Source organism: Aeromonas sp. 6P, assembly GCF_051919525.1.
GTDB lineage: Bacteria > Pseudomonadota > Gammaproteobacteria > Enterobacterales > Aeromonadaceae > Aeromonas > Aeromonas veronii.
Map to the genome: position 1 here is coordinate 3,983,706 of NZ_JBQBEO010000002.1, position 23,795 is coordinate 4,007,500.

Annotated in this window: 16 protein-coding genes, 1 tRNA gene, 2 rRNA genes and 1 pseudogene (1 of these 20 only partly in view); 8 read left to right on the forward strand and 12 right to left on the reverse strand. The window is 60.0% G+C overall.

Features of this window, described 5'->3' with window-relative positions:
- The first annotated feature begins 182 nt into the window (after positions 1–182).
- Positions 183–1,655, forward strand: a complete 1,473-nt coding sequence (locus tag ACTG2J_RS18445) for a C69 family dipeptidase (protein WP_439997768.1) — start codon at positions 183–185, stop codon at positions 1,653–1,655.
- Positions 1,656–1,716: 61 nt separating this feature from the next.
- Here the strand turns inward: ACTG2J_RS18445 and ACTG2J_RS18450 are convergent, their stop codons facing one another.
- Genes ACTG2J_RS18450 through ACTG2J_RS18460 form a run of 3 tightly spaced genes read right to left on the reverse strand, consistent with a single transcriptional unit; the run spans position 1,717 to position 3,319 of the window.
- Complete coding sequence (locus tag ACTG2J_RS18450) at positions 1,717–2,463, reverse strand: SDR family oxidoreductase (RefSeq protein WP_439997769.1); 747 nt, start codon at positions 2,461–2,463, stop codon at positions 1,717–1,719.
- A gap of 57 nt (positions 2,464–2,520) precedes the next feature.
- Positions 2,521–2,766 carry a DUF3624 family protein gene (locus ACTG2J_RS18455; protein WP_040067114.1) on the reverse strand — a complete coding sequence of 82 codons (246 nt, stop codon included), beginning with the start codon at positions 2,764–2,766 and terminating at the stop codon, positions 2,521–2,523.
- Between the two features lie 31 nt (positions 2,767–2,797).
- Entirely contained in the window at positions 2,798–3,319 is a 522-nt protein-coding gene (locus ACTG2J_RS18460; protein ID WP_005363198.1) for a GNAT family N-acetyltransferase, read from the reverse strand.
- Positions 3,320–3,505: 186 nt separating this feature from the next.
- Between ACTG2J_RS18460 and ACTG2J_RS18465 the strand changes: the two genes are divergently transcribed.
- A complete protein-coding gene (locus tag ACTG2J_RS18465) occupies positions 3,506–4,972 on the forward strand; it encodes a RimK family protein (protein WP_439997770.1) in 1,467 nt (488 codons plus the stop codon).
- A gap of 99 nt (positions 4,973–5,071) precedes the next feature.
- Here the strand turns inward: ACTG2J_RS18465 and ACTG2J_RS18470 are convergent, their stop codons facing one another.
- Together ACTG2J_RS18470 and ACTG2J_RS18475 are read right to left on the reverse strand one after the other, a co-directional pair.
- Positions 5,072–7,039 (reverse strand): TonB-dependent copper receptor, encoded by a 1,968-nt coding sequence (locus ACTG2J_RS18470; RefSeq protein WP_439997771.1) that lies wholly within the window; start codon positions 7,037–7,039, stop codon positions 5,072–5,074.
- Between the two features lie 245 nt (positions 7,040–7,284).
- Complete coding sequence (locus ACTG2J_RS18475) at positions 7,285–7,542, reverse strand: DUF2442 domain-containing protein (RefSeq protein WP_005335997.1); 258 nt, start codon at positions 7,540–7,542, stop codon at positions 7,285–7,287.
- Positions 7,543–7,801: 259 nt separating this feature from the next.
- On the opposite strand from ACTG2J_RS18475, the gene ACTG2J_RS18480 reads away from it, so the two are divergent.
- On the forward strand, positions 7,802–9,766 hold the full coding sequence (locus tag ACTG2J_RS18480; protein WP_439997772.1) for an LTA synthase family protein: 1,965 nt from the start codon (positions 7,802–7,804) through the stop codon (positions 9,764–9,766).
- Positions 9,767–9,856: 90 nt separating this feature from the next.
- Here ACTG2J_RS18480 and ACTG2J_RS18485 read toward each other — a convergent pair whose 3' ends face one another.
- Positions 9,857–10,327, reverse strand: coding sequence for an Lrp/AsnC family transcriptional regulator (locus tag ACTG2J_RS18485; protein WP_005336001.1), 471 nt, complete (start codon positions 10,325–10,327; stop codon positions 9,857–9,859).
- 143 nt (positions 10,328–10,470) lie between these two features.
- Here ACTG2J_RS18485 and ACTG2J_RS18490 point away from each other — a divergent pair, with 143 nt between their 5' ends.
- Positions 10,471–10,989 carry a cyclin-dependent kinase inhibitor 3 family protein gene (locus tag ACTG2J_RS18490; RefSeq protein WP_323969735.1) on the forward strand — a complete coding sequence of 173 codons (519 nt, stop codon included), beginning with the start codon at positions 10,471–10,473 and terminating at the stop codon, positions 10,987–10,989.
- Here the strand turns inward: ACTG2J_RS18490 and metA are convergent, their stop codons facing one another.
- Entirely contained in the window at positions 10,990–11,937 is a 948-nt protein-coding gene (gene metA / locus ACTG2J_RS18495) for a homoserine O-succinyltransferase MetA (protein WP_439997773.1), read from the reverse strand.
- A gap of 144 nt (positions 11,938–12,081) precedes the next feature.
- On the opposite strand from metA, the gene ACTG2J_RS18500 reads away from it, so the two are divergent.
- The 4 genes and pseudogenes from ACTG2J_RS18500 (at position 12,082) to yidA (ending at position 17,368) form a co-directional block, all read left to right on the forward strand.
- Positions 12,082–13,320 carry an HD-GYP domain-containing protein gene (locus ACTG2J_RS18500; protein ID WP_058057906.1) on the forward strand — a complete coding sequence of 413 codons (1,239 nt, stop codon included), beginning with the start codon at positions 12,082–12,084 and terminating at the stop codon, positions 13,318–13,320.
- 53 nt (positions 13,321–13,373) lie between these two features.
- Positions 13,374–14,522 carry a CinA family nicotinamide mononucleotide deamidase-related protein gene (locus tag ACTG2J_RS18505; RefSeq protein WP_429060342.1) on the forward strand — a complete coding sequence of 383 codons (1,149 nt, stop codon included), beginning with the start codon at positions 13,374–13,376 and terminating at the stop codon, positions 14,520–14,522.
- 255 nt (positions 14,523–14,777) lie between these two features.
- A pseudogene (locus ACTG2J_RS18510) lies at positions 14,778–16,444 on the forward strand (FapA family protein).
- Between the two features lie 114 nt (positions 16,445–16,558).
- Entirely contained in the window at positions 16,559–17,368 is an 810-nt protein-coding gene (yidA, locus tag ACTG2J_RS18515; RefSeq protein WP_439997774.1) for a sugar-phosphatase, read from the forward strand.
- A gap of 111 nt (positions 17,369–17,479) precedes the next feature.
- Here the strand turns inward: yidA and ACTG2J_RS18520 are convergent, their stop codons facing one another.
- The 5 genes from ACTG2J_RS18520 to ACTG2J_RS18540 all read right to left on the reverse strand — a co-directional run.
- Positions 17,480–20,563: a transglycosylase domain-containing protein gene (locus ACTG2J_RS18520; RefSeq protein WP_439997775.1), complete on the reverse strand. Its 3,084-nt coding sequence runs from the start codon at positions 20,561–20,563 to the stop codon at positions 17,480–17,482.
- A gap of 208 nt (positions 20,564–20,771) precedes the next feature.
- Positions 20,772–21,089 carry a PTS system regulator TmaR gene (tmaR, locus tag ACTG2J_RS18525; RefSeq protein WP_005336024.1) on the reverse strand — a complete coding sequence of 106 codons (318 nt, stop codon included), beginning with the start codon at positions 21,087–21,089 and terminating at the stop codon, positions 20,772–20,774.
- 412 nt (positions 21,090–21,501) lie between these two features.
- A tRNA-Asp gene (locus ACTG2J_RS18530) sits at positions 21,502–21,578 on the reverse strand.
- 97 nt (positions 21,579–21,675) lie between these two features.
- Positions 21,676–21,790: ribosomal RNA gene (gene rrf, locus ACTG2J_RS18535) — 5S ribosomal RNA — on the reverse strand.
- Between the two features lie 120 nt (positions 21,791–21,910).
- Positions 21,911–23,795: ribosomal RNA gene (locus ACTG2J_RS18540) — 23S ribosomal RNA — on the reverse strand (it continues 1,005 nt past the right edge of the window).

The following is a 23,795-nucleotide window of genomic DNA, read 5'->3' on the forward strand; positions in this document are numbered from 1 at the left end:
GAGGCATACAATTTTGGCGCACATCACAACCAGCCAGCCGTGTCATGGATGATCTGTTCGTCAAACCAATAACAGGCAGACCAATCTGCCGTGCTCGCTCCGCTGCCAGTTCGGAGTTGCAGCCTCCCCACACCTCATCCCCTCGTCTGACTCTCACTCACCGCAACCTTTCGGGCATAACGATGAAAAAACACACCTTGAGTCTTCTCTCCGCCACCCTGCTCACCCTGCTTGGCACCAGTGCCGACGCCTGTACCGGCCTTATCGTCGGCAAGGGGGCCAGTGCCGATGGCAGCGTGATGATCGCCAGAAACGAGGACTTTGGCGTCAACAACTGGAACAAGTACCTCGCCTTCCGGCCCGCGCAGCAGAACGAGGGCAAGGTCTGGAAGCTGGGCAACGGACTGGAAGTGCCGATGCCCAAAGCATTTTTCGCCTACTCCGCCATCCACGACTGGGATGCCACCACCAGCGATCCGGCAGGCAAATATTATGAGGAGCGCGGCATCAACGAGTTCAACGTCGCCATCTCGGCCACCACCAGTGCCGAGGTCAACGACAAGGCCCAGAAAGCCGATCCGCTGATCGAGAAGGGAGTGATTGAAGCCATCATCCCGACCCTGATCCTGCCGCAGGCCAAAACGGCCAAAGAGGGGGTCGAGCTGCTCGGCCGCTATGTGGAGCAATATGGCGCCGGTGAGGGCAACAGCCTCTATCTGGCAGATGTGAACGAAGCCTGGCTGATGGAAATTGGCTCCGGCCACCACTGGATCGCGGTGCGAGTGCCGGACGACAGCTACGCCATGGTGGCCAACGGCCTGCGCATCCATGGCGTCAATCTCGACAGCGCCGATGTGCTGCACTCACCCAAGCTGCTGGAGTTCGTGCGCGAGCACAAACTGCTGGATAACGCCGACCCGAAAGATTTCAACTTCGCCAAGGCGTTCGGGGTGATTGCCGATCCCTACAACGTGGATCGGGAGTGGCTCGGCCAAAAAATGCTGACCGCCTCCCACAAACAGGCGACCCGGCAGGCGCAATATCCACTGTTTATGAAGCCGGATGCCCCCATCGCCGTGCCGGACGTGGCCAGGGTGCTGAGCGCTACCTATGACGGCACGTCGCTGGCGGGCAAGGCGGAGCGGCCAATCCGCATCGATCGCCAGCTCGAATCCCACGTCATCCAGCTGCGCAAGGAGATGCCCAAAGAGCTGCAGGGATTGATCTGGCAGAGCTACGGCGTGCTGGCCGAATCTGTAATGGTGCCGCTCTACAATACCCTGGAAAACTATCCCCTGCCCTATCGCACCGGCAGCGACAGCTACTCCGACGATTCCGCCTACTGGCAGTTCCGCAGTCTGACCGCGCTGGCCAGCGCCGATCCGGACAAGTACCTGCCGCTGCTGCGCGGCGTCTGGAGCAAGGAGAGCAGCAAGCTTTACAAGGAGGTAGCGCTACTCGACAAGAGCCTGAAGCAGGCGTATGCCAGCGACAAGGTTACCGCCATCGGGCTGGCCGCCGACTACTCCTATGGCCAGTTGGAGCAGACCTATCAGATGGCCAAAACGCTGCGCTACAAGCTGATGACGGATCTGACCAAGCGCAGCGAGAAGAAGTATTCGCCGGAGGAGTTCAAGAAGATCATGAGCCTGTGACCGGCTCGCCAACGCAAAGAGGCTCCCAAGGGAGCCTCTTTCGTTTCAGCCAATGCGGCGATCAGCGACGGCTGATATTGAGCGGGCCGAAGGTCTGCGCCACCGGCATGATCTCGATGCTGTTGATGTTGACGTGGGCCGGTTGCTGACTCACCCAGAGCACGGTATTGGCGATATCTTCCGGCTGGATCGCCTCCACCCCCTGATAGACGGAGGCCGCCTTGGCGTCGTCACCGTGGAAGCGCACGTTGGAGAACTCGGTGCCGCCGCACAGGCCCGGCTCCACGTTGGTGACGCGGATGGCGGTACCCGCCAGATCGGCGCGCAGGTTGAGGCTGAACTGCTTCACGAACGCCTTGGTGGCGCCGTAGACGTTGCCGCCCGGATAGGGGTAGGTGCCGGCAATCGAACCGATGTTGATGACGTGGCCGCGATTGCGCGCCACCATGCCCGGCAGTAGCAATCGGGTGAGCAGGGTCAGACCGCTGATGTTGGTGGCGATCATCTGCTCCCAATCTTCCAGATCCGCCTTGTGGGCCGGCTCCAACCCCAGCGCCAGACCGGCGTTGTTGACCAGCAGATCCACCTCGCTCCAAGCGACCGGCAGACTGGCGATGGCGGCGCGGGTAGCCGCCTTGTCCTGCACATCGAATACCAGCGGCAGGAACTGCTCGCCCAGCTCGTCAGCCAGCGCAGCGAGCCGCTCGGCACGGCGACCGGTGCCGATCACCTTGTAGCCCGCCTGCACCAGCTGGCGGCTGATGGCTTCACCAAAACCGGACGAGGCGCCCGTTACCATTGCAATCATCTGAACCTCCATTATCTCAACCGATATTGTTATTTATGTTGTTGAAACCAATCTGATTTATTCATCGCTCAATTCACGTCCGGTCGCCTTGCGCCAGACAAATACCACCAGATGGAGCAGCAACAGGCCCGAGCCACCCAGCGCAAACAACAGGCCGGTGAGGGCGTTGACCGAGGTGTCGGCGCCGCACCACCACCAGACCAGCCAGCCACTCAGACCGATGACAAAGGTCTGGATGGCACAGACCGGGCAGCGCCCCAGCTTGGCCCTGATGGCGGTGGCAAGACAGTTGTCGCAGCTCATCCTGCTCCTCGATTCTGCTCGTTCAATATGGTCAGTTGGCCTGCGCAGAGGGCTTGCGCGCCTGAGTGCGAGCCACTCTGCGCCGCTCACGCTCCTCGTCGCTCACCAGCGGCAGCACCAGCCGGTGGGCGTGCTGGTCGCGGCCATAGTAGTCCGCCAGCCGCTGCTGGGGACGAAATCCCAATCCCTGATAGAGCGCCAGCGCCTCTTCGTTGGCGTCCCCCACTTCGAGGCGAATCGCCCCCCAGCCAGCGGCCTTGCCCTCGCGGATCACCTGCTCCAGCAGACGGCGGGCCCAGCCCAGACGGCGCACCGTCCAGCGGATGGCCAGCGCCTGAATGACCAGCCGATCCCAGCCTCTGTGCTCCAGCAGGCAGAGATAGCCCATCAGCTGATGTTTCTCATCCAGCAGCAACAGGGTGCGCCCCTTGGCGTGGGCCAGCAGATAGTGCCAGCGGCTGCGGCCAAAGGCGACTTCGGGAGGAAAACAGTAGCGTTCAAGATTAACGATGGCGCCCAGATCATCGGTTCGGGCCGCACGTACGGTCAACACGGGGAGTCCTTGTTCGGTTATTTATCCTCAGCACCAAAAATGCGACTTGTATCACAAGTTACCAAGGCGTCATATTAGGCACTGTAACCTCTTGTTTCCCCTCGCGCCATTGTCGTGCTTGTCGGTGCATCGAAGCCCACTGGGGATCCTGCCTGTTCAGGCAGTCTGATCTGTGGAGCCGAAAATATGAGTACCTATGTCATCGTCGAAGAGCTGGGCGACTGGCCTTGCCATGCCGATTATCTGCTGACCGCCCGCACCTATCTACAACATGGCGTGCCGACCACCGGCGGCCGACCCCGCATCATCAACCTCTGCCGCAATCTGGAGCACCTGAGCGCAGGCTACTACTGCTCGCTGCTGGCCCAGGCCCGCGGCCACCACTGCCTGCCGGGTCTGCAAGCCATCAGCCGACTGCAACCCCAGCAGCCACCGGCCAAGCTGTGGCGCAAGGCACAGGGGTGGCTGGCCCAGCAGAGCGAGGATCGGATCCGGGTACGTGCCATCTTCGGCCAGTGTGAACAGAGCGAGCTGGCGGGGCTAGCCCGCTACTACTATGGCCTGAGCCAGTTGCCGCTGCAGGAGCTGACCCTCAAGCGCGGCCGCCACGGCTGGTCGGTGCGCCAGCAGCAGAGCCTGTCGCCGCTGGAGCTGAGCCCAAGCGAGAAAGAGTTGATGCTGCACCACGCCCAAGCGCTGGTGGGCACCGGTGATGAGGAGCAAGCGGCGCCGCTCTACCAGCTCGCCATTCTGGTGGATCCCGATGACGGCCGCGCCAGCAGTGATGGGCTGGCACTGGAACGCTTTATCCGAGCTGCCGCCGCCCAGGGGATCCGGGCCGAGATCCTGGCGCCGTCCGCCATCGAGCGGCTGCCGGAGTTCGACACCCTCTGGCTGCGCTCCGAGACGGCGGTCGGCCACTACACCTTCGAATTTGCCCGCCGCGCCGAGCAGCTCAAGATGCCGGTGATCGACAGCTCCCGCGCCATTCTCGCCTGCAGCAACAAGCTCTACCTCTACGAGCTGATGGTGCGCAGCGGCGTGCCCATGCCGCTCACCATGGTGGTGACCCGCCGCGGCCGCCACCACGTGGATGAACTGGTGCAGCGGCTCGGCCTGCCGCTGATGGTGAAGGTGCCCGACGGGGCACAGGGGCGCGACCTCGCTATGGCCAGCGACGAGCAGCAGCTGGCCCGCCTGCTGGATGAGGGGCTGGCCCGCTCCGCCCTGCTGCTGGTGCAGAGCCGGATCCCCGCCGAGTTCGACTGGCGCATCGGCTTTCTCGACGGCTCGCCGCTGTTTGCCTGCCGCCGCTTCCGCCCCGAGCCCGGCAACCGCATCCGCCGCCGCAAGCACCCTCTCGACATGAGCCGCATCGAGGCGCTGCCGCTCAACGAGGTGCCGGAACGGGTGCTGCAGACCGCCCGCCGTGCGGTGCATCAGCTCGGTAACGGCCTGTTCGGGGTCGACCTGCGTCAGCAGGGGCGTGACTGCGTGCTGCTGGAAATCATCGACAATCCCTGGATACGTGGCGATATTGAGGACAGAGAGGCAAAGGACCTCTACGAGCGCCTCGCCCGGGCCTTCCGCCAGCGGCTGGAAAACCGGGGGCCAGCGGCTGGAAAAGCAGAGCGCGGCATAACCCCGCCATGACTTTGTCGCCCACAATGACAGAGAGGGCCCCGCGATGGGGCCCTCTCTCGCATGGCAAGCAGGATCTATCCCTCCTGCCGACTCGTAAAAATCTATTTTTTAAATTGCTCCCGCCGAGGCAAAACGGTAGTTGACCGAGAGCCAGTACGAGCGACCCGGCTCGGGGATGCGGCCGCTCTGCTCATAGCCAAGCCCGGCCTGACTGGCGTGCACCGACTTGGAGAGGTGCTCGTAGTAGAAGGTGTCGAACAGGTTGTCTACCCCGGCCGAGAGTTGCCACCCCTTGGCAAACTGCCAGGCGCCGCTCAGGTTCATGGTGAAGAAGCCCGGGGTCTCCCCCTGATCCTGACCTGCAACGGTACCGGACCAGAGGTCTACCCGATCCTGCGCCGCCACGGCGCGGCCCAGCAGGGTGAAACTCAGCGCTTCGTCCGGCTGCCAGCCCAGCGCCAGTTTGCCATCGAGCGGTGGCATCTGGGCCAGCGGTTTGTTGTCGCTCTGGTTTTCGCCGTAGACCACCGCCAGACCACCATCGAGACGCCACTGCTCGGCAAACTGCCAGCGCCCCTCCAGCTCGCCACCCCGGGTCTGGGCATCGATATTGCGCACCTTGTTCGACTTGCTGTTGTAGAGCAGGTAGTCCTTGATATCGGCGCTAAAGAGGGAGAGGGTCAGGTCCAGCTCGCGACTGCGCAGGGCCAACCCAGCATCCCACTGGCGACTGCGCTCCGGGTTGAGGGTGAACGGGGTACTGTCCTTGCTGCGCTCCCAGTAGTCCGGCGCACGCTCTGCCTGCCCCCAGGCCAGATAGCTGGACCAGCGTGGCGACCACTGATATTCGTAGCGGCCAAACCCGCTGTTCAGACTCAGGGTATCGCTGTAGAGGGTCTGTTCACCGGCGCCATAGCGGGTGGTCTCGACCCTATCCTGACGGTAACCGCCCTTGTAGCTGTGAGCCCCCTGCTGACGACCCAGTTCGGCGAAGCCGCCCTGCTGCTCGAAACGCAGGGTGCGCTGGCGATCCTTGGTGGCATAGTCGACCCCACTCCGACTGCGGTGCTGATCCCGGTTGCTGTCGAGCCCGGCGGTCAGCAGCCAGTCTGCAGGCAGGGCGATATCGTTGGCCCAGCGCCCGCCGGTATTGCGGCGATCCGGGTTGGAGAGCATCTTCATGCCGCTGTTTGGCCGCAGGCTGAAGTTGTCCATGATGTGGTCGATGTAGTTGTCCCACAGGGTCAGCTCGCTGCGCTGCCAGTGAGTGGTGATCTGCTCCTGCTTGAGCTTCAGCCCGAAGGATTCGCGATCAAACATGGGGCCATCCATGGTGCGATCCGCATAGGCGGCGCGGGCATTGCTGCGCTCGGCGGTGAGTTCCAGCCAGGTGTGCTCCCCCGGCGTCCAGCCCAACTGGGCGGTGCCGTTCTCACGGCGATAGAAAGATCGCACCTTGTTACCGTGACCATCGCGGTAATCGTCGCTGTCGGAGTGGGTGAACTGACCGCGCAGATAGCCGTCGGTCGAGCCCGCCGTCATATCCACCATCTGGTCATCACGGCCAAAGCTGCCATAAAGGGCCGAGGCATCGGCCTTGAGACCCGGTGCGGTGAACTCGGGTCTGTCCCGCTCGAACAGCACGGTTCCCGCCAGGGTGGCACCCTGCTCGAGGGATTGCGGCCCCTTGAGCACCCGGATCCGGTCAAAGGATTGGGGGAACACATAGGCCGTGGGCGGGTCCATCCGACCGCCACACCCACCGGCCAGCATGCCACCATCCATCTGCACGTTGAGACGGGACATCCCCATCCCCCGCAGCACAGGGTCGCCACCAAGCCCCCCTTTGCGCACCATGCTCATGCCGGTGACATTCTTCAGATAACCGGCGCCGTCGGCAGCGGGCATGGGGGAACCGGGCTTCTTGGGATCCAGTGTCACCTCCAGGGTGCTGGCGGGGCGGGTTGCCACCACCACCATGGGATCCAGCTGTTGAACCGATTCCTGACCGGCAGCGCCGTGACAGGCGAGTCCACCCACCAGCAGGGCAAGGGGTGTGCGCATATAACAAGCCATACATTTTCCTTATGTATTTGTTTGTTTTGTTATTTTCATTCAACCAATCAAACCTTTCAGCAAGGGAAAGGTTTGCCGTCAGGCCGCAAAAAAGGCCTGCGGCGCGAAAGCGGCAAGCCTCTGTCAGGTGAAGCGAAGGCAAGTTGGCAAAATGTTGCGCAGGTTTTACCCAAGTTGGCTCAGAAAGGCAAACGGGCAAACATTCCAGCAACAGGAATCTGGCGTTGGCTCACAAAAAATGGGGATTAGCTGAAGGCTTCCCGCTCATCGATGGGAGAGATGAGGTGATAGACCTCATGGGCGGATAGCGTGCAGCCAACAGGCCACTCCAGCTGGTGGTGACGGTTGATGAAGACCCGGGCGCAGTGACGCTCGCTCTCCAGCTTTGCAAACAGCGGCTGGGTTCGCCAGGGGGTCAGATCCAGCACACCCGTGGTGCCATCCGATAACACCAGAAACAGGCGCCATCCCCGCACATACTCGACATCGATAAAGACCGGCATCCCTTCGGCTCCGATTGAGATAATTCGCGGCAATTATAAACACCAGCGCTCCATCCATACACGCTGTGGCTCACATTTTACCCAGCAGATTATGCTGTGCTCATTAGTGGCGCGACATCACATTTTTAGATGATAAATGTGTTAATGCCGACTTTTAACAAACTTGAATGCAACCTTAACCAATTCGATCTGTCATAACCTCACAACAACTAAAAAAACGTCTGTGGACAGACGTTTACAGTCTCATTCAGGAACAAACATGACAAATCTAAAACAGCGACTCGGCCCGTTCTGGCCCTTCGCCGTCTTCTGCGCGCTCGCGCTTTTCTCTCTCTCTTTCAGCCGAATCGCCCTCGGTATATGGCAACTGGAACGGGTGGATGCCGTGGCCGGTTGGCAGGAGATGCTGCTGCAAGGGATCCGGGTCGACTTTGCGACCCTCTGCTGGGTCTGGGGTGTCCCCGCCATGCTCACTCTGCTACTGGCAGGCCCCCATGCCATCGGCCGAGGCTGGCTGCAACTGATGCGCGTCTGGCTGACCGTCGGACTCTGGTTGATGCTGTTCCTCGAGATCTCCACCCCTTCGTTTGTCACCGAATATGGCGTGCGCCCCAACCGCCTCTATGTGGAGTACCTCATCTATCCGAAAGAGGTGTTCGCCATGCTGTGGGCGGGGCGCAAAGCCGAGCTGCTGCTGGCGTTACTCTTCAGTGGCGCCGCGCTGACCGGCGGTTGGTGGCTGAGCGGCCGTCTGGTACGTGGTCTCAGCTTCCCCCGCTGGTATCTGCGTCCGGCCTTCGCCCTACTCATTCTGGCCATAGGTTTTCTCGGTGCCCGTTCCAGTCTCGGCCACCGCGCCCTGAACCCGGCCATGGTCGCCTTTGCCGAGGATCCGCTGGTCAACTCGCTCACCGTCAACTCCGCCTACTCCCTCTTCTTTGCCATCAAACAGATGGGCGCCGAGGAGGATGCTGGCCAGTTTTACGGTGAGATGACCCCTCAGAAGGTGCTCGAGGTCATGCGCAAGGAGAGTGGCCGTCCGGCCAGTGATTTCAACTCCGATCTGCTGCCCAGCCAGACCTTCAACCAGGCGAGCTTCCAGGGTAAACCGAAGAATCTGGTGATCCTGCTGCAGGAGAGCCTGGGCGCCCAGTTTGTCGGCTCCCTCGGCGGCCTGCCTCTCACCCCCAACATCGATGCCCTGTCGCAGCAAGGTTGGGCCTTCGAGCAGCTCTACGCCACCGGCACCCGCTCGGTGCGCGGTATCGAGGCGGTACTGACCGGCTTCACGCCGACCCCGGCACAGGCGGTGGTCAAACTCGGCAAGAGCCAGACCAACTTCTTCACCATCGCGGATCTGCTCAAACAACGGGGTTACGACACCAGCTTTATTTACGGTGGCGAGAGTCACTTCGACAACATGCGCAGCTTCTTCCTCGGCAACGGCTTCACCACCATCGTCGAGCAGAAGGATTTCGACAATCCGGTGTTCAAGGGCTCCTGGGGCGCCTCCGACGAGGATCTGATGGCCAAGGCCGACGAGACCTTCAAGGCGCTGCACAAGGAGGGCAAGCCCTTCTTCAGTCTGGTGTTCAGCTCCAGCAATCACGATCCGTTCGAATTCCCGGACAACCGCATCGAACTCTTCGAGCAGCCCAAGCAGACCCGCAACAACGCGGCCAAGTATGCGGATTACGCCATCGGCGAGTTCTTCAAGAAGGCTAAACAGTCCGAATACTGGAAGGATACCCTGTTTCTGGTCATCGCCGACCACGATAGCCGGGTCGGTGGCGCCAGTCTGGTGCCCATCCCCCGCTTCCATATCCCCGGCGTCATTGTGGGCGACGGCATTGCACCGAGGAAGGATCCGCGCATCGTCAGCCAGATCGACATGGCGCCGACCCTGCTCTCTCTGATGGGGATCAGTGCCGACTACCCCATGCTCGGCAAGGATCTGACGCGCATGCCCGCCGACTGGCCGGGGCGCGCCATCATGCAGTACGACAAGAACTTCGCCCTGATGCGCGGCAAGGATGTGGTGATCCTGCAACCGGAACGGGCGGCAGAGGGCTATGTCTACGATGATGCCAACGAGAAGCTGACCCTGGCGGTGCAGCCGGACGCCTTGAAGGAGGATGCGCTTGGTCTTGCCCTGTGGGGCAGCATGGCCTATCAGAAGAGCCTCTATCAGACGGCCAAGGATGAACGCACCGCCGCCAATTGAGCCGCTCGTGCTGATTCAACCCATAGCAGACTAGAAAAAACCGCCAGCTGGCGGTTTTTTCATCTCCCTATATTGTCGGCCCACTGGCCGCTATGGCTGGGGAAAGCAGGGCAGGGAGCGGCTGAACTTGTGCTCGAATACCAGCGAGGTTTCGAGGTGCACCACCTCCTCGCGGGAGGTGAAGTGATCAAAGACAAAGTTGCGCAGGTGCTCGGTGTCGGAGACACAGAGGTGCACCAGAAAATCATCCTTGCCCCCCATGTGGAACAGACTGATCACTTCGGGCAGCGCCAGAATGGCATCGCGGAAGGCGTCGATGATCTGGCGGCTGTGGCGGGCCAGCTGCAGGGAGACCATGGCCTGAATGTGACCACCGAGGGCCTGATAATCCACTTCGCAGTGCGCCCCCTTGAGCACGCCATCCTGCTGCAACTTGCGAACCCGCTCCAGACAGGTGGAGGGGGCAACGCCCACCAGCGCGGCCAGATCCTTGTTGGTCATGCCTGCATCCCGAAACAGATGGGCCAGGATATCCAAATCCAGTTGATCCAGGTTTCTCATCTTAACTCCTTGAACCGCTCAATTTTTTAGACTCTGCCCGTAAACCGGGGCAAACACAACGGCCATTGACATCCCCCCTGCCCCGCCTATCCTTGGCGCCATTCACCGGCCGCAGCCCTGCGGCCACCACGCGAGGATCCGCCATGCACCCGTATCACCCCTTCTGGAGCCTTGAGGTTCCCCGTGTCGACGGTCAGCTGCTGCTGACCCCCTGCCCCGGCACCCAGCAGGTGCCGCTGACCCTGGCGCTCGATCAACTGCGGTTGGCCGGTGCCCACGGGGTGGTGACCCTGATGACAAGCGCCGAGTTGATCCGACTCGAACTGGCGCAGCTCGGCCAGCAGGTCGAGCACGAAGGGATGCGCTGGTTCCATCTGCCCATCGAGGATGATCTGGCCCCCGACACCGACTTCGAGGCTGCCTGGCAACAGGCGCTGCCGCAGCTGCGCGAGCTGCTGGGAGATGGCAAACATCTGGTCATCCACTGCAAAGGGGGCAGCGGTCGTACCGGGCTGGTCGCCGCCGCGCTGCTGATGACCCTTGGCCAGCCACAGCAAGAGGCGATGGCCGCCATCAAGGCCCACAGACCCAAGGCATTTACCCTGGCCTGCCACCGCCAATGGCTCGACCAGCTGGCCAAGCGGCTGTCGCAGGGCGACTGACTATTTGCCTCCCTGGTCGTAGGTGAAGACCTTGCCGATATCTTCCACCCGATAGCTGGTGAGCTGATAGACGTAGTAGTTGAGCCAGTTGGCAAACAGCAGATGACCATGGCTGCGCCAGCTGGCGCGCGGCGTCCGGCTCGGATCATTATTCGGGTAGTAGTTGACCGGAATGGCCGGTTCGAGCCCGGCCGCCAGATCCCGCTGATACTCACCATCGAGGGTCAGGGCATCGTACTCCGGGTGGCCGGTGACAAACACCTGACGACAATCCTTGGTCGCCGCCAGATAGACTCCCGCCTCTTCTGACTCGGCAAAAATCTGCAAGTCGGTCTGGGCACGGATCAGATCGCCATCAAACGCCGCGTAACGGGAGTGCGGGGCGACGAACTCGTCATCGAAACCGCGCAGCAGCGGCTCGTGCTGATCGAGGCGATGGTGGCGGTAAACCCCGGAGAGCTTCTCGCCGTGGGTCTGCTTCTCCATACCATACAAGGCTTTCAGCGCCGCCTGTACCGCCCAGCAGAGGAACAGGGTGGAGGTCACATGCTGATGGGACCACTCGATGATCTCGACGATGCGCGGCCAGTAGACCACCTCTTCGAACTCCACCAGCCCGAGCGGCGCCCCTGTGATGATCATGCCATCGTAGTTGTTGCCACGCACCTGCTCGAAGTCGTGATAGAAGTTCTCCAGATGGGCCTGCGGCGTGTTCTTTGACTCCCTGTCATCGATGCGCAGCAGATCCACATCCACCTGCAGCGGCGAGTTGGAGAGCATCCGCATCAGCTGGATCTCGGTCTCAATCTTCTTTGGCATCAGGTTGAGGATGAGCACCCGCAGCGGGCGGATGTTCTGGGTGACGGCCCGGGATTCCGTCATCACGAAGATGTTCTCCTGCCCCAGCACTTCGGCGGCGGGTAACTGATCCGGGATCTTGATCGGCATGCTTACTCCCTGTACTGCATCGGTAAATATGTCTGGACATCCAGAAGCCTATAATAAAGCTCCTGCCCTGTCATCAGATACCTTTTGTATTCACCCCCGCCTTTGACTAGCATACGGCTCAGTGTGTCTCCTGCTTCCAAGATAATGACCGGTATCAAGATTTCCGTAGATCGACTGCAAGTCGGCAACTATGTATCCCTGCCACTGGGGTGGCGCGAACACCCGTTCCTGTTTTCCAGCTTCAAGATCAAAAGTGAAGAAGAGATCGAGCTGATCCGCCGTCTCGGCCTGAAACTGGTCACCATTATTCCCGACAAGAGCGACGTTCCGCCCAAGCCCCTCAATCAGGTACAGCCTCAGCAACAAGAGAGCGCAGACGCCGCCCAGCGTCAGGCTCGGATGCAGCAGGAGAAGGATCGCCGCATCGAGCAGTTGCAACTCTATCGCCGTAACCTGCAGCAGTGCGAGAAACAGTTCCAGCAGTCGCTGGCGCAGGTGCGCAGCGTGATGAGCAAGATCCAGTCCCGCCCCCTCAATGCCATCGGCGAGGCGCAGGAGCTGGTCAACGCCATGACAGAACAGCTGCTCTCGGTTGACGAGATGGTGCTCCATCTGGTCTCCGACAGCGAGGATGGCAACAATCTCTACTTCCACTCCCTCAACGTCAGCGTGCTCAGCATGCTGCTGGCCAAGGAGTGCTGCATGACGGCCGACGAGATCCGTCAGGTCGGCATGGGGGCGCTGTTCCACGATATCGGCAAGCTGAAGATCCCGAGCCAGATCCTGCGCAAGACCGAGCCGCTAACCAAGCCGGAGCAGAACCTGATGGCCCAGCACCCGCGCTACGGGCTGGATCTGCTCAATCTGGCCAAGGATTTCCCGGCCGAAGCTAAGGGGATCGTGCTCCATCACCATGAATATCTCGATGGCAGCGGGCCGGAAGGGCTCAAGGGTGGCCAGCTCGATCCGCTGACCCAGATGGTGTCGCTGATCAACGAGTACGATAACCTCTGCCACATGCAGGCCAAGGTGCCCTACTCGGCCCTGAGCGGCCTCTACAAGCAGCGCAAGGCGCAGTTCAATCCGGAGTACCTCAGCATGCTGATCCGGCTGATGGGGATCTACCCCCCCGGCAGCGTGGTGCAACTCTCCAATGGTCAGGTGGGGCTGGTAATGTCGGTCAACGCTTCCCGCCTGCTCTACCCCTCGGTGCTGGTCTACGATCCGCGCATTCCCCGCCAGGAAGCCGCCATCATCGACCTGCAGCAAGCCGAACTGTCGATCGCCAAGGTGATCCACCCCAAACGGCTGCCGCCCGCCGTGTTCGAGTACCTCAATCCGCGTACCCGGATCAGTTACTACTTCGAGCACAACAAAGCCTGATTGTGTTGGCCCGAGGCCAACCGTTGCCACCCGTTTAATCCAAGGAGCCTGCCATGCGTATCGAGATCATCAGTACCGGAGACGAAATTGTGACGGGTCTGGTGGTGGATACCAACGCGGCCTGGCTCAGCGCTCTGCTGCTGGAGCAGGGGTGGCAGGTGCGCCGTCGCCTGACGGTAGGGGACAACCTCGCTGACCTGAAAACGGTGCTGCAAGAGAGTGCCAGCCGCGCCGAGGTGGTGCTGGTGTGTGGCGGGCTCGGGCCCACTGCCGACGACCTGACCGCTCAGGCGGCCGCTGAAGCCTTTGCCCAGCCGCTTACCCTTTTCCCCGACTGGCTCGCTACCATCGAAGCGCGCTACGCCAGCCGTGGCCGCCCCATGGCACAAAGCAATGCCAAACAGGCCTGGTTGCCGCAGGGGAGCGCAATCCTCGACAACCCGGTCGGCACCGCCTGCGGCTTTGTGGTGCAAAGTGGCCAGAGCCAGATCTTCTTCACCCCGGGCGTGCCGTTCGAGTTCAAGCAGATGGTACGCGAGCAAATTCTGCCGCGCCTCAAACAGCTGGCTGGGGCGCAGATCGACACCGAGCTGCGTCGCTTTTACACCTTCGGCGTCTCGGAGTCGGCGCTCAGCGATATGCTGGATGCCGAACCCTGGCCAGCTGGTATTGAGCTGGGTTACCGCTCCTCCATGCCCCTTATCGAGCTGAAGCTGATCGGCCACGGCGCCAGTGCCGCTGACATGGAGAGTGCAGAGCGCCGACTGCTGGATACGATCCGCCCCTGGCTGGTTGGCAGCGGAGATACGGAACCGGCGCAGCAGATCCTGGCGCTGCTGCAAGGCAAACCGCTGACTCTGCTGGAGGGGGAGAGTGGCGGTGCGCTGCTGGCGCTTTGTCACGGCCATCCCCGGCTGGAGGCCAACTTCAGTACGCAACTGGCCGATGAGCTGGCGCAACTGCCGACAACCGATGCGGGCCTGCAACTGACCATAGGGCGAGAGGGCGCAGAGGGGGTGCCACTGCTGCTCAGCGCCGATGGAAAACACGTCGGTCAGACGGTCAAGGTCAGCCATCCCGACCCGGAGAGCCGCCGCAAGATCCTCGCCTTTGCCGCCCTCGACATGCTGCGCCGCCATATGCTGGGTGAGCCGGTGCTCGGCGATTACCTCACCCTGGCCAGAACAGCCCAGCGCAGCTGATAAGAACCGCCATTCCCCTGCCAGCGAACCTATGTCGCTGGCGCTGCGATCCGTCTTTTCACTCCGTTTCCAAACAGCACCCACATTTATCTGGCCGCCATCACCGATTTGACTTCAATTCATTGACCATTCAGAGGAAATATCTGGATACTGCCCACTCTCAGGGTTGGCGACTCGCTTTATTAATCATTGAGAGATTAAATGACAGTAAAGGAGCGAGCCGATCGCTCCGTTCTCATCCAGCAAGGAGATGCGGTGTTAAGCAAAGAGTGGTTGCTGCTATCAAGCGATATGGAACTGGTCTGCCTGCGGATTGCCGCCGGTCTCACCAAACCAGTCACGGAACAGGATGTGCAGGCTCTGCTGCTCGCTTCCAACTGTCGCCGCTATCAACCGCTGCCCGAGGGGATCAAACAGGCCATCAGCCTGCTCAATACCCTGCTCACCAACCCTGCCGCCCCCATCCCCGCCAACCCCATCCCTGTCGGCAAGCGTCAGGATGCCCGGCTCGCCGTAATAGTGGAGAAGGATCGCATGAGCGCCATCGCCCAGATCACTGCCGACTGGGGTGGCAAGTATGTGACGCTGGAACAGCTGAAAGAGGCGATCGCCATCAGCGAAATCAAACAGGGGGTCAGTGAGCAACTGCTCACCGCTGCCATCCAGTCAGCCAAGGAGGCCGCCCCCGGCAGTCAGCTCAAGCTGGTGATTGCCAACGGCCAGCCTGCCGTCAATGGTCAGGACACTCGCTATGAGCGGCTGGTGGAGACCCCGGCCGAACGGATCCTCAAACCGCAGGAGCTGGGTCATGGCAAGGTCGACCTGCGGGATCTCGGCTCCATCGTCACCGTCAAGGCAGGCGCTCCGCTGATGCGCCGTCATCCGGCCACCGTCGGGGTGCCCGGTTTTACCGTGACCGGTCAGGATCTGCCCGCCAAAGATGGCAAAGACAGTCCGATGAGCGCTGGCGAGGGCACCTTCATCTCCCCCGACGATCCCGACCTGCTGATTGCCGGTCGGGCTGGCCTGCCCTGTCAGGAGAAAGCAGGCATGAAGGTGGACGAGGTGCTCAGCGTCAAACAGGTGGATGCCCGCCACGGCCACATTGATTTTGAAGGGGGCTTAATCGTCAGCGGCGACGTCAACCCGGGTATGAAGATCAGGGTCAGCGGTGACATCGTCATCGGCGGCTTTATCGAAGGGGGCTGGATCGAAGCCGGGGGCAGCATCACGGTACGCCACGGCATCATTGGCCGCCGCAACGAGCAGGGGGAGTACCTTTGCCAACTCAATGCGCAGGGGGAGATCCACGCCAGCTACGCCCAGTATGCCCAGCTGGAAGCGGGGGGGATATCCAGATCCAGAGCCAGCTCAGCCACTGCTACTCCCGCAGCGGACAAGACATCAAGGTAGGCGATAGCAACATGCGCAAAGGCACTCTGCTGGGGGGCACCAGCATTGCCAATCGCCTGATCATGGCTCCCAGCCTGGGGGCCGAGGCCGCCAACCATACCCGGCTGCAGATCCTTGGCGGCTACTTCACCCACAAGGAGCAGGAACACCAGCTCAAGCTGCGCCAGCAGGCGTGTCAGGCCCAGCTGGAGAAAATCAAGGAGCTGGTCATGAAGTTGCTGCAACTGCCCGGCGACAAGCGCAATCCGGATACCCTGCGCAAGCTCAAACCGATCCGGGACCATCAGCTGGCCGAACTGGCCCAGCTCGATGAGCAGCTCACCGCCAACCAGGAGGAGCTGCGAAACTTGATGGCCCAGATGGAGGTCATTGCCACCCAGCACCTCTACTCCGGCATCGAGGTCGAGATGGCCAGCTTCAAACGCAAGGTTACCATCACCCGAGGCCCTACCCGTCTGACCATCCATGATGAAACCCTCGAGATGACCCCTTACGAGGGACACAAATAGCTCAACCTGCACGGCCCCATCGCTGAACCGGTCGTGATCCCGCCGCCGATTTTCGCTACACTCGCCACTTCCTTGGCCCCACCGGGCGGGCCACCCAGACTCAGGTAGTGAGAGATGTACAAGCTGATCGCATTGGATATGGATGGCACCCTGCTCAACCCGCAGGGCCAGATTACTCCCCGCACCCACGCCGCCATCAGCGCCGCGCGCGCCAAAGGGGTAACCGTTGTGCTGGCCTCCGGCCGCCCGCTGGAAGGGATGAGCCGCTATCTGGAAGAGCTCGGCCTCACCACAGAGCATGACTACGTCATCTGCTACAACGGCGCCCTGGTGCAACAGGTGGCCGATCAGCGCATCATCCGCAGCCAGCTGCTGACCGGCAGTGACGCCAGCGCCGTCGCCAAACTGGCTGACGAGCTGGAGGTGAACGTCCACGGTTTCTCGGTCACCCAGGGCCTCATCAGTCCCCGTGTCAGCACCTACACCGAGCACGAATCCCGCCTGATCGGCATGCCGATCAATCTGATCGACTTCGCCACCCTGCCTGCCGACGAGCAGATCATGAAGGTGATGATGATCGACGAGCCGCCCCAGCTCTCCCGCGCCATCGAGCGACTGCCTGCAGAGCTCTATGAGCGCTATACCGTGGTACAGAGTGCCCCCTTCTTCCTCGAGTTCATGAACAAGCAGAGCAACAAGGGAACCGGCGTGGCCGCACTGGCCGAGCACCTTGGTCTGACCGCCGATCAGGTGATCTGCGTCGGGGATGCGGGCAACGATCGCCACATGATCGAATACGCAGGCCTCGGGGTTGCGATGGGCAATGCCACCGACGAGATCAAGGCTCTCGCCCAGCACACCACCGTCCGCAACGATGAAGATGGTGTAGCTCAGGTGATCGAGCAGTTCGTACTGAACGCCTGATCGCAATCGAACGCCGCTACGCCCGATGAGGAAATAAAAACGGGGAGGCTGTCAGCCTCCCCGTTTTTTCTCTGGTTAGTTATCTGCGTGATGAGCGGTAATTCGCTCGCATCACTGGTTCGCCAGACACTGGGTATGGGAGCCCGGTTGCAGGTAAGGCGTCAGCAGGGGAGCCATCCCCTTGAGCACCTGCACCGGCAGCGCCGAGGTGAAACGGAACTTGTCAGACTGGCTACCCGGTACATAGGCGGTCAGGGTACCGAAGTGATCCTCACCCAGATAGAAAACGAAGGTCGCGGTGCGGTTGCGCGCCAGCGAGCTGGTCACGTTGCCATAACGGCCCACTGTTTCAATCCGGTTATCCCCGGTCCCGGTCTTGCCCCCCATCTGCAGCACAGTGCCATCCGGCAGGGTAAAGGCACCGGCGATACGTCTTGCCGTGCCCCCTTCAACCACCTTTGAAAGCGCACTGCGCAGGGCGGCCGCCACCTCTGCTGGCATCACCCGGGTTCCCTCGGTGTGCTGCGGCTCAAACTCGGTCTCGAAGGGCGTCCCCTTGGCGAACGAGAGGTGCTCGATACGCAGGGTTGGCGAGCGGACACCGCCATTCTGGATAATCCCCATCAGCTCGGCCAGTGCAGCCGGACGATCGCCGGAGCTGCCCAAGGCAGTCGCCAGCGAAGGCACCAGATGGTCGAACGGATAACCGAGCTTGGCCCAGCGCTGATGGATATCGAGGAACGCTTCCACCTCCAGCATGGTGCGGATCCGGCTGTCACGGGCACTGCGATGACGGGTCTTGAACAGCCAGCTGTAGACCTCCTGCCGCTCGTCACGACTGGCCGCCACCGCGTCGGCAAAGGTCGCCTTGTCGAACTCCTTGAGATAGGCCAGCAGCCACAGCTCCAGCGGGTGAACCCGGGCGATGTAGCCCTGATCCGGCAGTGAATACTTGCCCGGGCCATAGCTGACGTAGAGCTGATTAACCCGTTTCGCACTCAACTTCTCCCGCGGCAACCGCTCCGCCAGGAAGGCAGCAAATGCGGCTTCGCTGGCTTCCGGCATCAGGTAGCGGTGAACCGCCGCCAGACGTACCGCACTCGGCTTGAGACCGTCGAGGAAGGTATCGAGCTGCTCCTCGGGAGTCTTGCCGCGATATTTGCGCCAGAAGCGCAGCAGATAGGTCTGGCCCTCTTTGTCAGCAAATTTGGCCAGATACTCCTGACGACGGGGATCCTTGTCATCCTTGAGCAACTGGGCACGGTTGCCCTCCTTGTAGAGGCTGTAGCGCACGATATCGCGCATCAGCCGTACAAAGGGCAAGTTAATCGACTCACGCAGAGAGTCACGCAACGTCGGAATACGATTGTTATCCTCGCGGCGGAAGTTGTTGAAGGTGTGCATGCCGCCACCGGTAAAGAACCCTTCGTTGGGGCTGGCGGAGTATTTACGATCCAGCGCCGCTTCCAGCATCACAGGCAGGCTCTTGTCCTGAGCCGTCATCAGATAGGAGATGGCCCAACGGCTGAGGTTGTCCTGAGAGACGGCAGCCAGCTTGCGCAGATTCTCGACCGGCATCCCGGCATAGTTGTCGTGCAGCTCGGCCACGATCTCCAGATAGGTGGTCAGCACCCGCAACTTGGCGGTTGAGCCCAACTCCAGCTTTGAACCTTCGTTGATATCGAACGGCTGATCGGTGTTGTCGGTCTGCACCCGCACCTTGAACCCTTCCGGCGACTTCTCGAACAGGGTGAAGCTGTAGCGCACATCGCCGGTCTTCTCCGGCGAGAGCAGGCGCTCACCAAACAGCCCTACCTGAGCGGCAAACGTCGGGTCGGCCAGCTGTTGCAGATAACGGGAGATTTCGTTCTGCAACGGCATGTTGAGGCTGGTATCGGCGGTCAGATCCATCCGGTCGAGGTCATAGAGCTGCACCCCGAGCTGACGGCTCAGGCGAGTACGGGCAACCTGCAACCCCTTGTTGTTGTTCACCCGGGTGATAGCCGGGGACTGCAGGAAGTCACGAAACGTAATCTTGGCCTTGAGCGCCGCCTCCATCAGAGGTGGCGTTATCATTCCCTCCTGCACAAACAGGCGCAGGTAGCTGTCGGTCAGGGTAGCCAATGCCTCTCGCCCTTGAGCCAGATAGTAAGAGGGACGGCGGTGCGCAATCATCAGCGAGACAACCTGACGCAGGGCAAGTCCCTGTTCGGCCAGCGGTGCATTCTGGTTGCGGGCGGGATCCAGCAGACGGTTCACGTCATCGACATTGGCACCAAACCAGACCCAGAGACCATCTCCCAGACCATGTACTTCACCATATCCCGGCGCAGCCGAGAGCGGCACCGAGTTGAGGTAGGCCCAAGCAACCAGCTTACGCGCTTCGAGGGTTTCCGGCCCGAGACGATAGGCCCGCACGCTGGCAGAGGCCATCTGACGGATCTTCTCGGTCGGCGACAGGGTCAGGCCATCCGGCGAGTGGCGGTACTTCTCCACCTGGGTCGCCAGGGTACTGCCACCGGCAGATTGATCCTGCATATCGAGCGCCTTGCCCACCTGAGATAGTGCCGCCTTGGCAAAACGGGGCCAATCGACCGCCGGGTTGGCCAACGGCTCTTCGTTGCTCAGCAGATCGCGGTTCTCGATAAACAGCAGCGACTGGATGATGAGCGGTGGAATGGAGTCAAAATCCGGATAGTGATGGGTCGGATACTTGAATTGATAGAAGGGCTCGGCGCGGCAATCGTGCAGCGTCAAACCGGCCTGCACCTTCTCGGTATAGGGCACGAAGAAGCCACGACTGGCGTAGTCATAGAGCGCGTCGGAGAAATGCACCTGCTTGCTGACTTCATAGCCCCGCTGCAGCAAACGCTCCTGCATCATCGGCAGTTGCACATAGCCGAGCCGCTTGTCGAACGGGCCATCTTCAGGGAAAGCGATCTGCTTGCTCTGACCAGGCTCGACCTGATAGGTGAGCTTGGCGGCATAGCGGGAAATCTCCTGAGATTGCAGCTTCGAGGTTTTCATCTCATAGCCAACCAGAGCGATCACCGCCCCCAGGCACAATAAAAAGAGAAAACAGAACAGCCAACGCCACCAGGGACGACGCTTGCGCTTTGGGTTCCCGTCCGAGGTCTGGACAGATGAATCTTGAGATGCCACTTGTGTCAAATCCGTCTGTTCTGATGCGCCCATATCAGCCCCACCATGGTTGCGCAATTTATTGTGCTTCACTCAAGCTTAGTCTTTTCAAGTCAATGGCTTGAAACTATTGACCGCTTTGTAGTGATGGTAACAGGGCAATTCTAAAAAGGGGAGCCGATTGTTGCAGGAGTGGCAGAGATCCGAGCTGATAACAAAACACCGGCCAGTGGCCGGTGTCTCTTAAGCGAAAGCGCAACGCTTATTTGTGAGAGCTCATGCCCTTCAGCTTGGTGCTCAGCTCTTTACGCTCTTTGGAGAGCTCTGCGTTCTTGATGATGTGGTCATCCACGCGCTCTTCATAGTCGGCACGCATGTTGGCGATGATCGCCTGCACATCATCAATGCTCATGCCCGGCTTGATGTAGTCGCTCAGGTTGTCGAGCAGCAGCACGCGCTTCTGGTTGTCACGGATCTTCTTCTCGTTATCCGCAATTTCACGCTTGAGTTTGTTCTGGCGACGGGACATACGCACATATTCCAGTACATCGCTGAAGGTGGACTTGTTTACTTGTTCCATATCGATACCACTGACTTAAGGTTGATAAAAACTGGCCAAGTTACACCTGGAACCCGGCAAACTCGGCGCGGGACAGGCAAACTCAAGATGTCCTTACTCTACCGAGTTATAAGCGAGATACAACCCTAATCGCGCGCCATGAACAGAGTTTGGCCAAAAGTAAACCAGTTAAAATGGCCAGTAATCCATCAGATAAGAGCTTGATATAGATAGAAAATGGAGGAGATGACAGGCTTTTTAGTTCTCTTCCTGCAGATAAATGCTAACACTGGCTGTTTAACACGCTAAAAATCCAAAAGCCCGGTCGTGAAGCCGGGCTTTGTATTGGTTCCGATGTGCAAATATGTAGGTCTTATGAGCAAAACCACCCATAGCAAAAAGGCCTTCCCATCAGGGAAGGCCTTCAAATTAGTGGCGGAGCGGACGGGACTCGAACCCGCGACCCCCGGCGTGACAGGCCGGTATTCTAACCGACTGAACTACCGCTCCGCATTCGGTTAGCTTTCGCTAAATTTTCTGCTGCTTCTTCTGAGGTGTCATCCTCGCAGCCAGTGACGTGATTCTTCACATCGCTGTTTAATTGGGTGCCTGGCAGTGTCCTACTCTCGCATGGCGAATGCCACACTACCATCGGCGCTACCGCGTTTCACTTCTGAGTTCGGCATGGGATCAGGTGGTTCCACGGCGCTATGGCCGCCAGGCAAATTCTTAATCTAGAAAGCTGACGTGAGTAGTGATGTTGCGCTTGGCTTGTCACTATCACTGAATTTGAGTAGTTCGTTCTATTTGCTACAAGCCTTAGAACACTTCTTGGGTGTTGTATGGTTAAGCCTCACGGGTAATTAGTATGGGTTAGCTCAACACGTCGCCGCGCTTACACACCCCACCTATCAACGTTGTGGTCTCCAACGGCCCTTTAGGACCCTCAAGGGGTCAGGGATGACTCATCTCAGGGCTCGCTTCCCGCTTAGATGCTTTCAGCGGTTATCGATTCCGAACTTAGCTACCGGGCAGTGCCACTGGCGTGACAACCCGAACACCAGAGGTTCGTTCACTCCGGTCCTCTCGTACTAGGAGCAACTCCCTTCAATCATCCAACGCCCACGGCAGATAGGGACCGAACTGTCTCACGACGTTCTGAACCCAGCTCGCGTACCACTTTAAATGGCGAACAGCCATACCCTTGGGACCGACTTCAGCCCCAGGATGTGATGAGCCGACATCGAGGTGCCAAACACCGCCGTCGATATGAACTCTTGGGCGGTATCAGCCTGTTATCCCCGGAGTACCTTTTATCCGTTGAGCGATGGCCCTTCCATTCAGAACCACCGGATCACTATGACCTACTTTCGTACCTGCTCGACCTGTCCGTCTCGCAGTTAAGCTGGCTTATGCCATTGCACTAACCTCCTGATGTCCGACCAGGATTAGCCAACCTTCGTGCTCCTCCGTTACTCTTTGGGAGGAGACCGCCCCAGTCAAACTACCCACCAGGCACTGTCCGCGAGCCCGATTCAGGGCCCTGCGTTAGAACATCAAACATACAAGGGTGGTATTTCAAGGACGGCTCCAGCGCAACTGGCGTCACGCCTTCAAAGCCTCCCACCTATCCTACACATGTAGGTTCAATGTTCAGTGCCAAGCTGTAGTAAAGGTTCACGGGGTCTTTCCGTCTAGCCGCGGGTACACCGCATCTTCACGGCGAATTCGATTTCACTGAGTCTCGGGTGGAGACAGCATGGCCATGGTTACACCATTCGTGCAGGTCGGAACTTACCCGACAAGGAATTTCGCTACCTTAGGACCGTTATAGTTACGGCCGCCGTTTACCGGGGCTTCGATCAAGAGCTTCGCTTGCGCTAACCCCATCAATTAACCTTCCGGCACCGGGCAGGTGTCACACCCTATACGTCCACTTTCGTGTTTGCAGAGTGCTGTGTTTTTGATAAACAGTCCCAGCCATCTGGTCACTGCGACTCCCAACTGCTCCATCCGCAAGGGACTTCACTGTCAAGAGCGAACCTTCTCCCGAAGTTACGGTTCTATTTTGCCTAGTTCCTTCACCCGAGTTCTCTCAAGCGCCTTGGTATTCTCTACCCGACCACCTGTGTCGGTTTGGGGTACGATGACTTGTAATCTGAAGCTTAGAGGCTTTTCCTGGAAGCAGGGCATCAATGGCTTCCACACCGTAGTGTGTTCGTCTCGTGTCTCAGTGTTGTGTCTCCGGATTTGCCTGGAAACACCACCTACGCACTTTCACCAGGACAACCGTCGCCTGGCCCACCTAGCCTTCTCCGTCCCCCCATCGCAATTACAAGTCGTGCAGGAATATTAACCTGCTTCCCATCGACTACGCCTTTCGGCCTCGCCTTAGGGGTCGACTCACCCTGCCCCGATTAACGTTGGACAGGAACCCTTGGTCTTCCGGCGAGGAGGCTTTTCACCCCCTTTATCGTTACTTACGTCAGCATTCGCACTTCTGATATCTCCAGCATACCTCTCGATACACCTTCGCAGACTTACAGAACGCTCCCCTACCACTCACACATAAGTGTGAATCCGCGGCTTCGGTGCCTGGTTTGAGCCCCGTTACATCTTCCGCGCAGGCCGACTCGACTAGTGAGCTATTACGCTTTCTTTAAATGATGGCTGCTTCTAAGCCAACATCCTAGCTGTCTGAGCCTTCCCACATCGTTTCCCACTTAA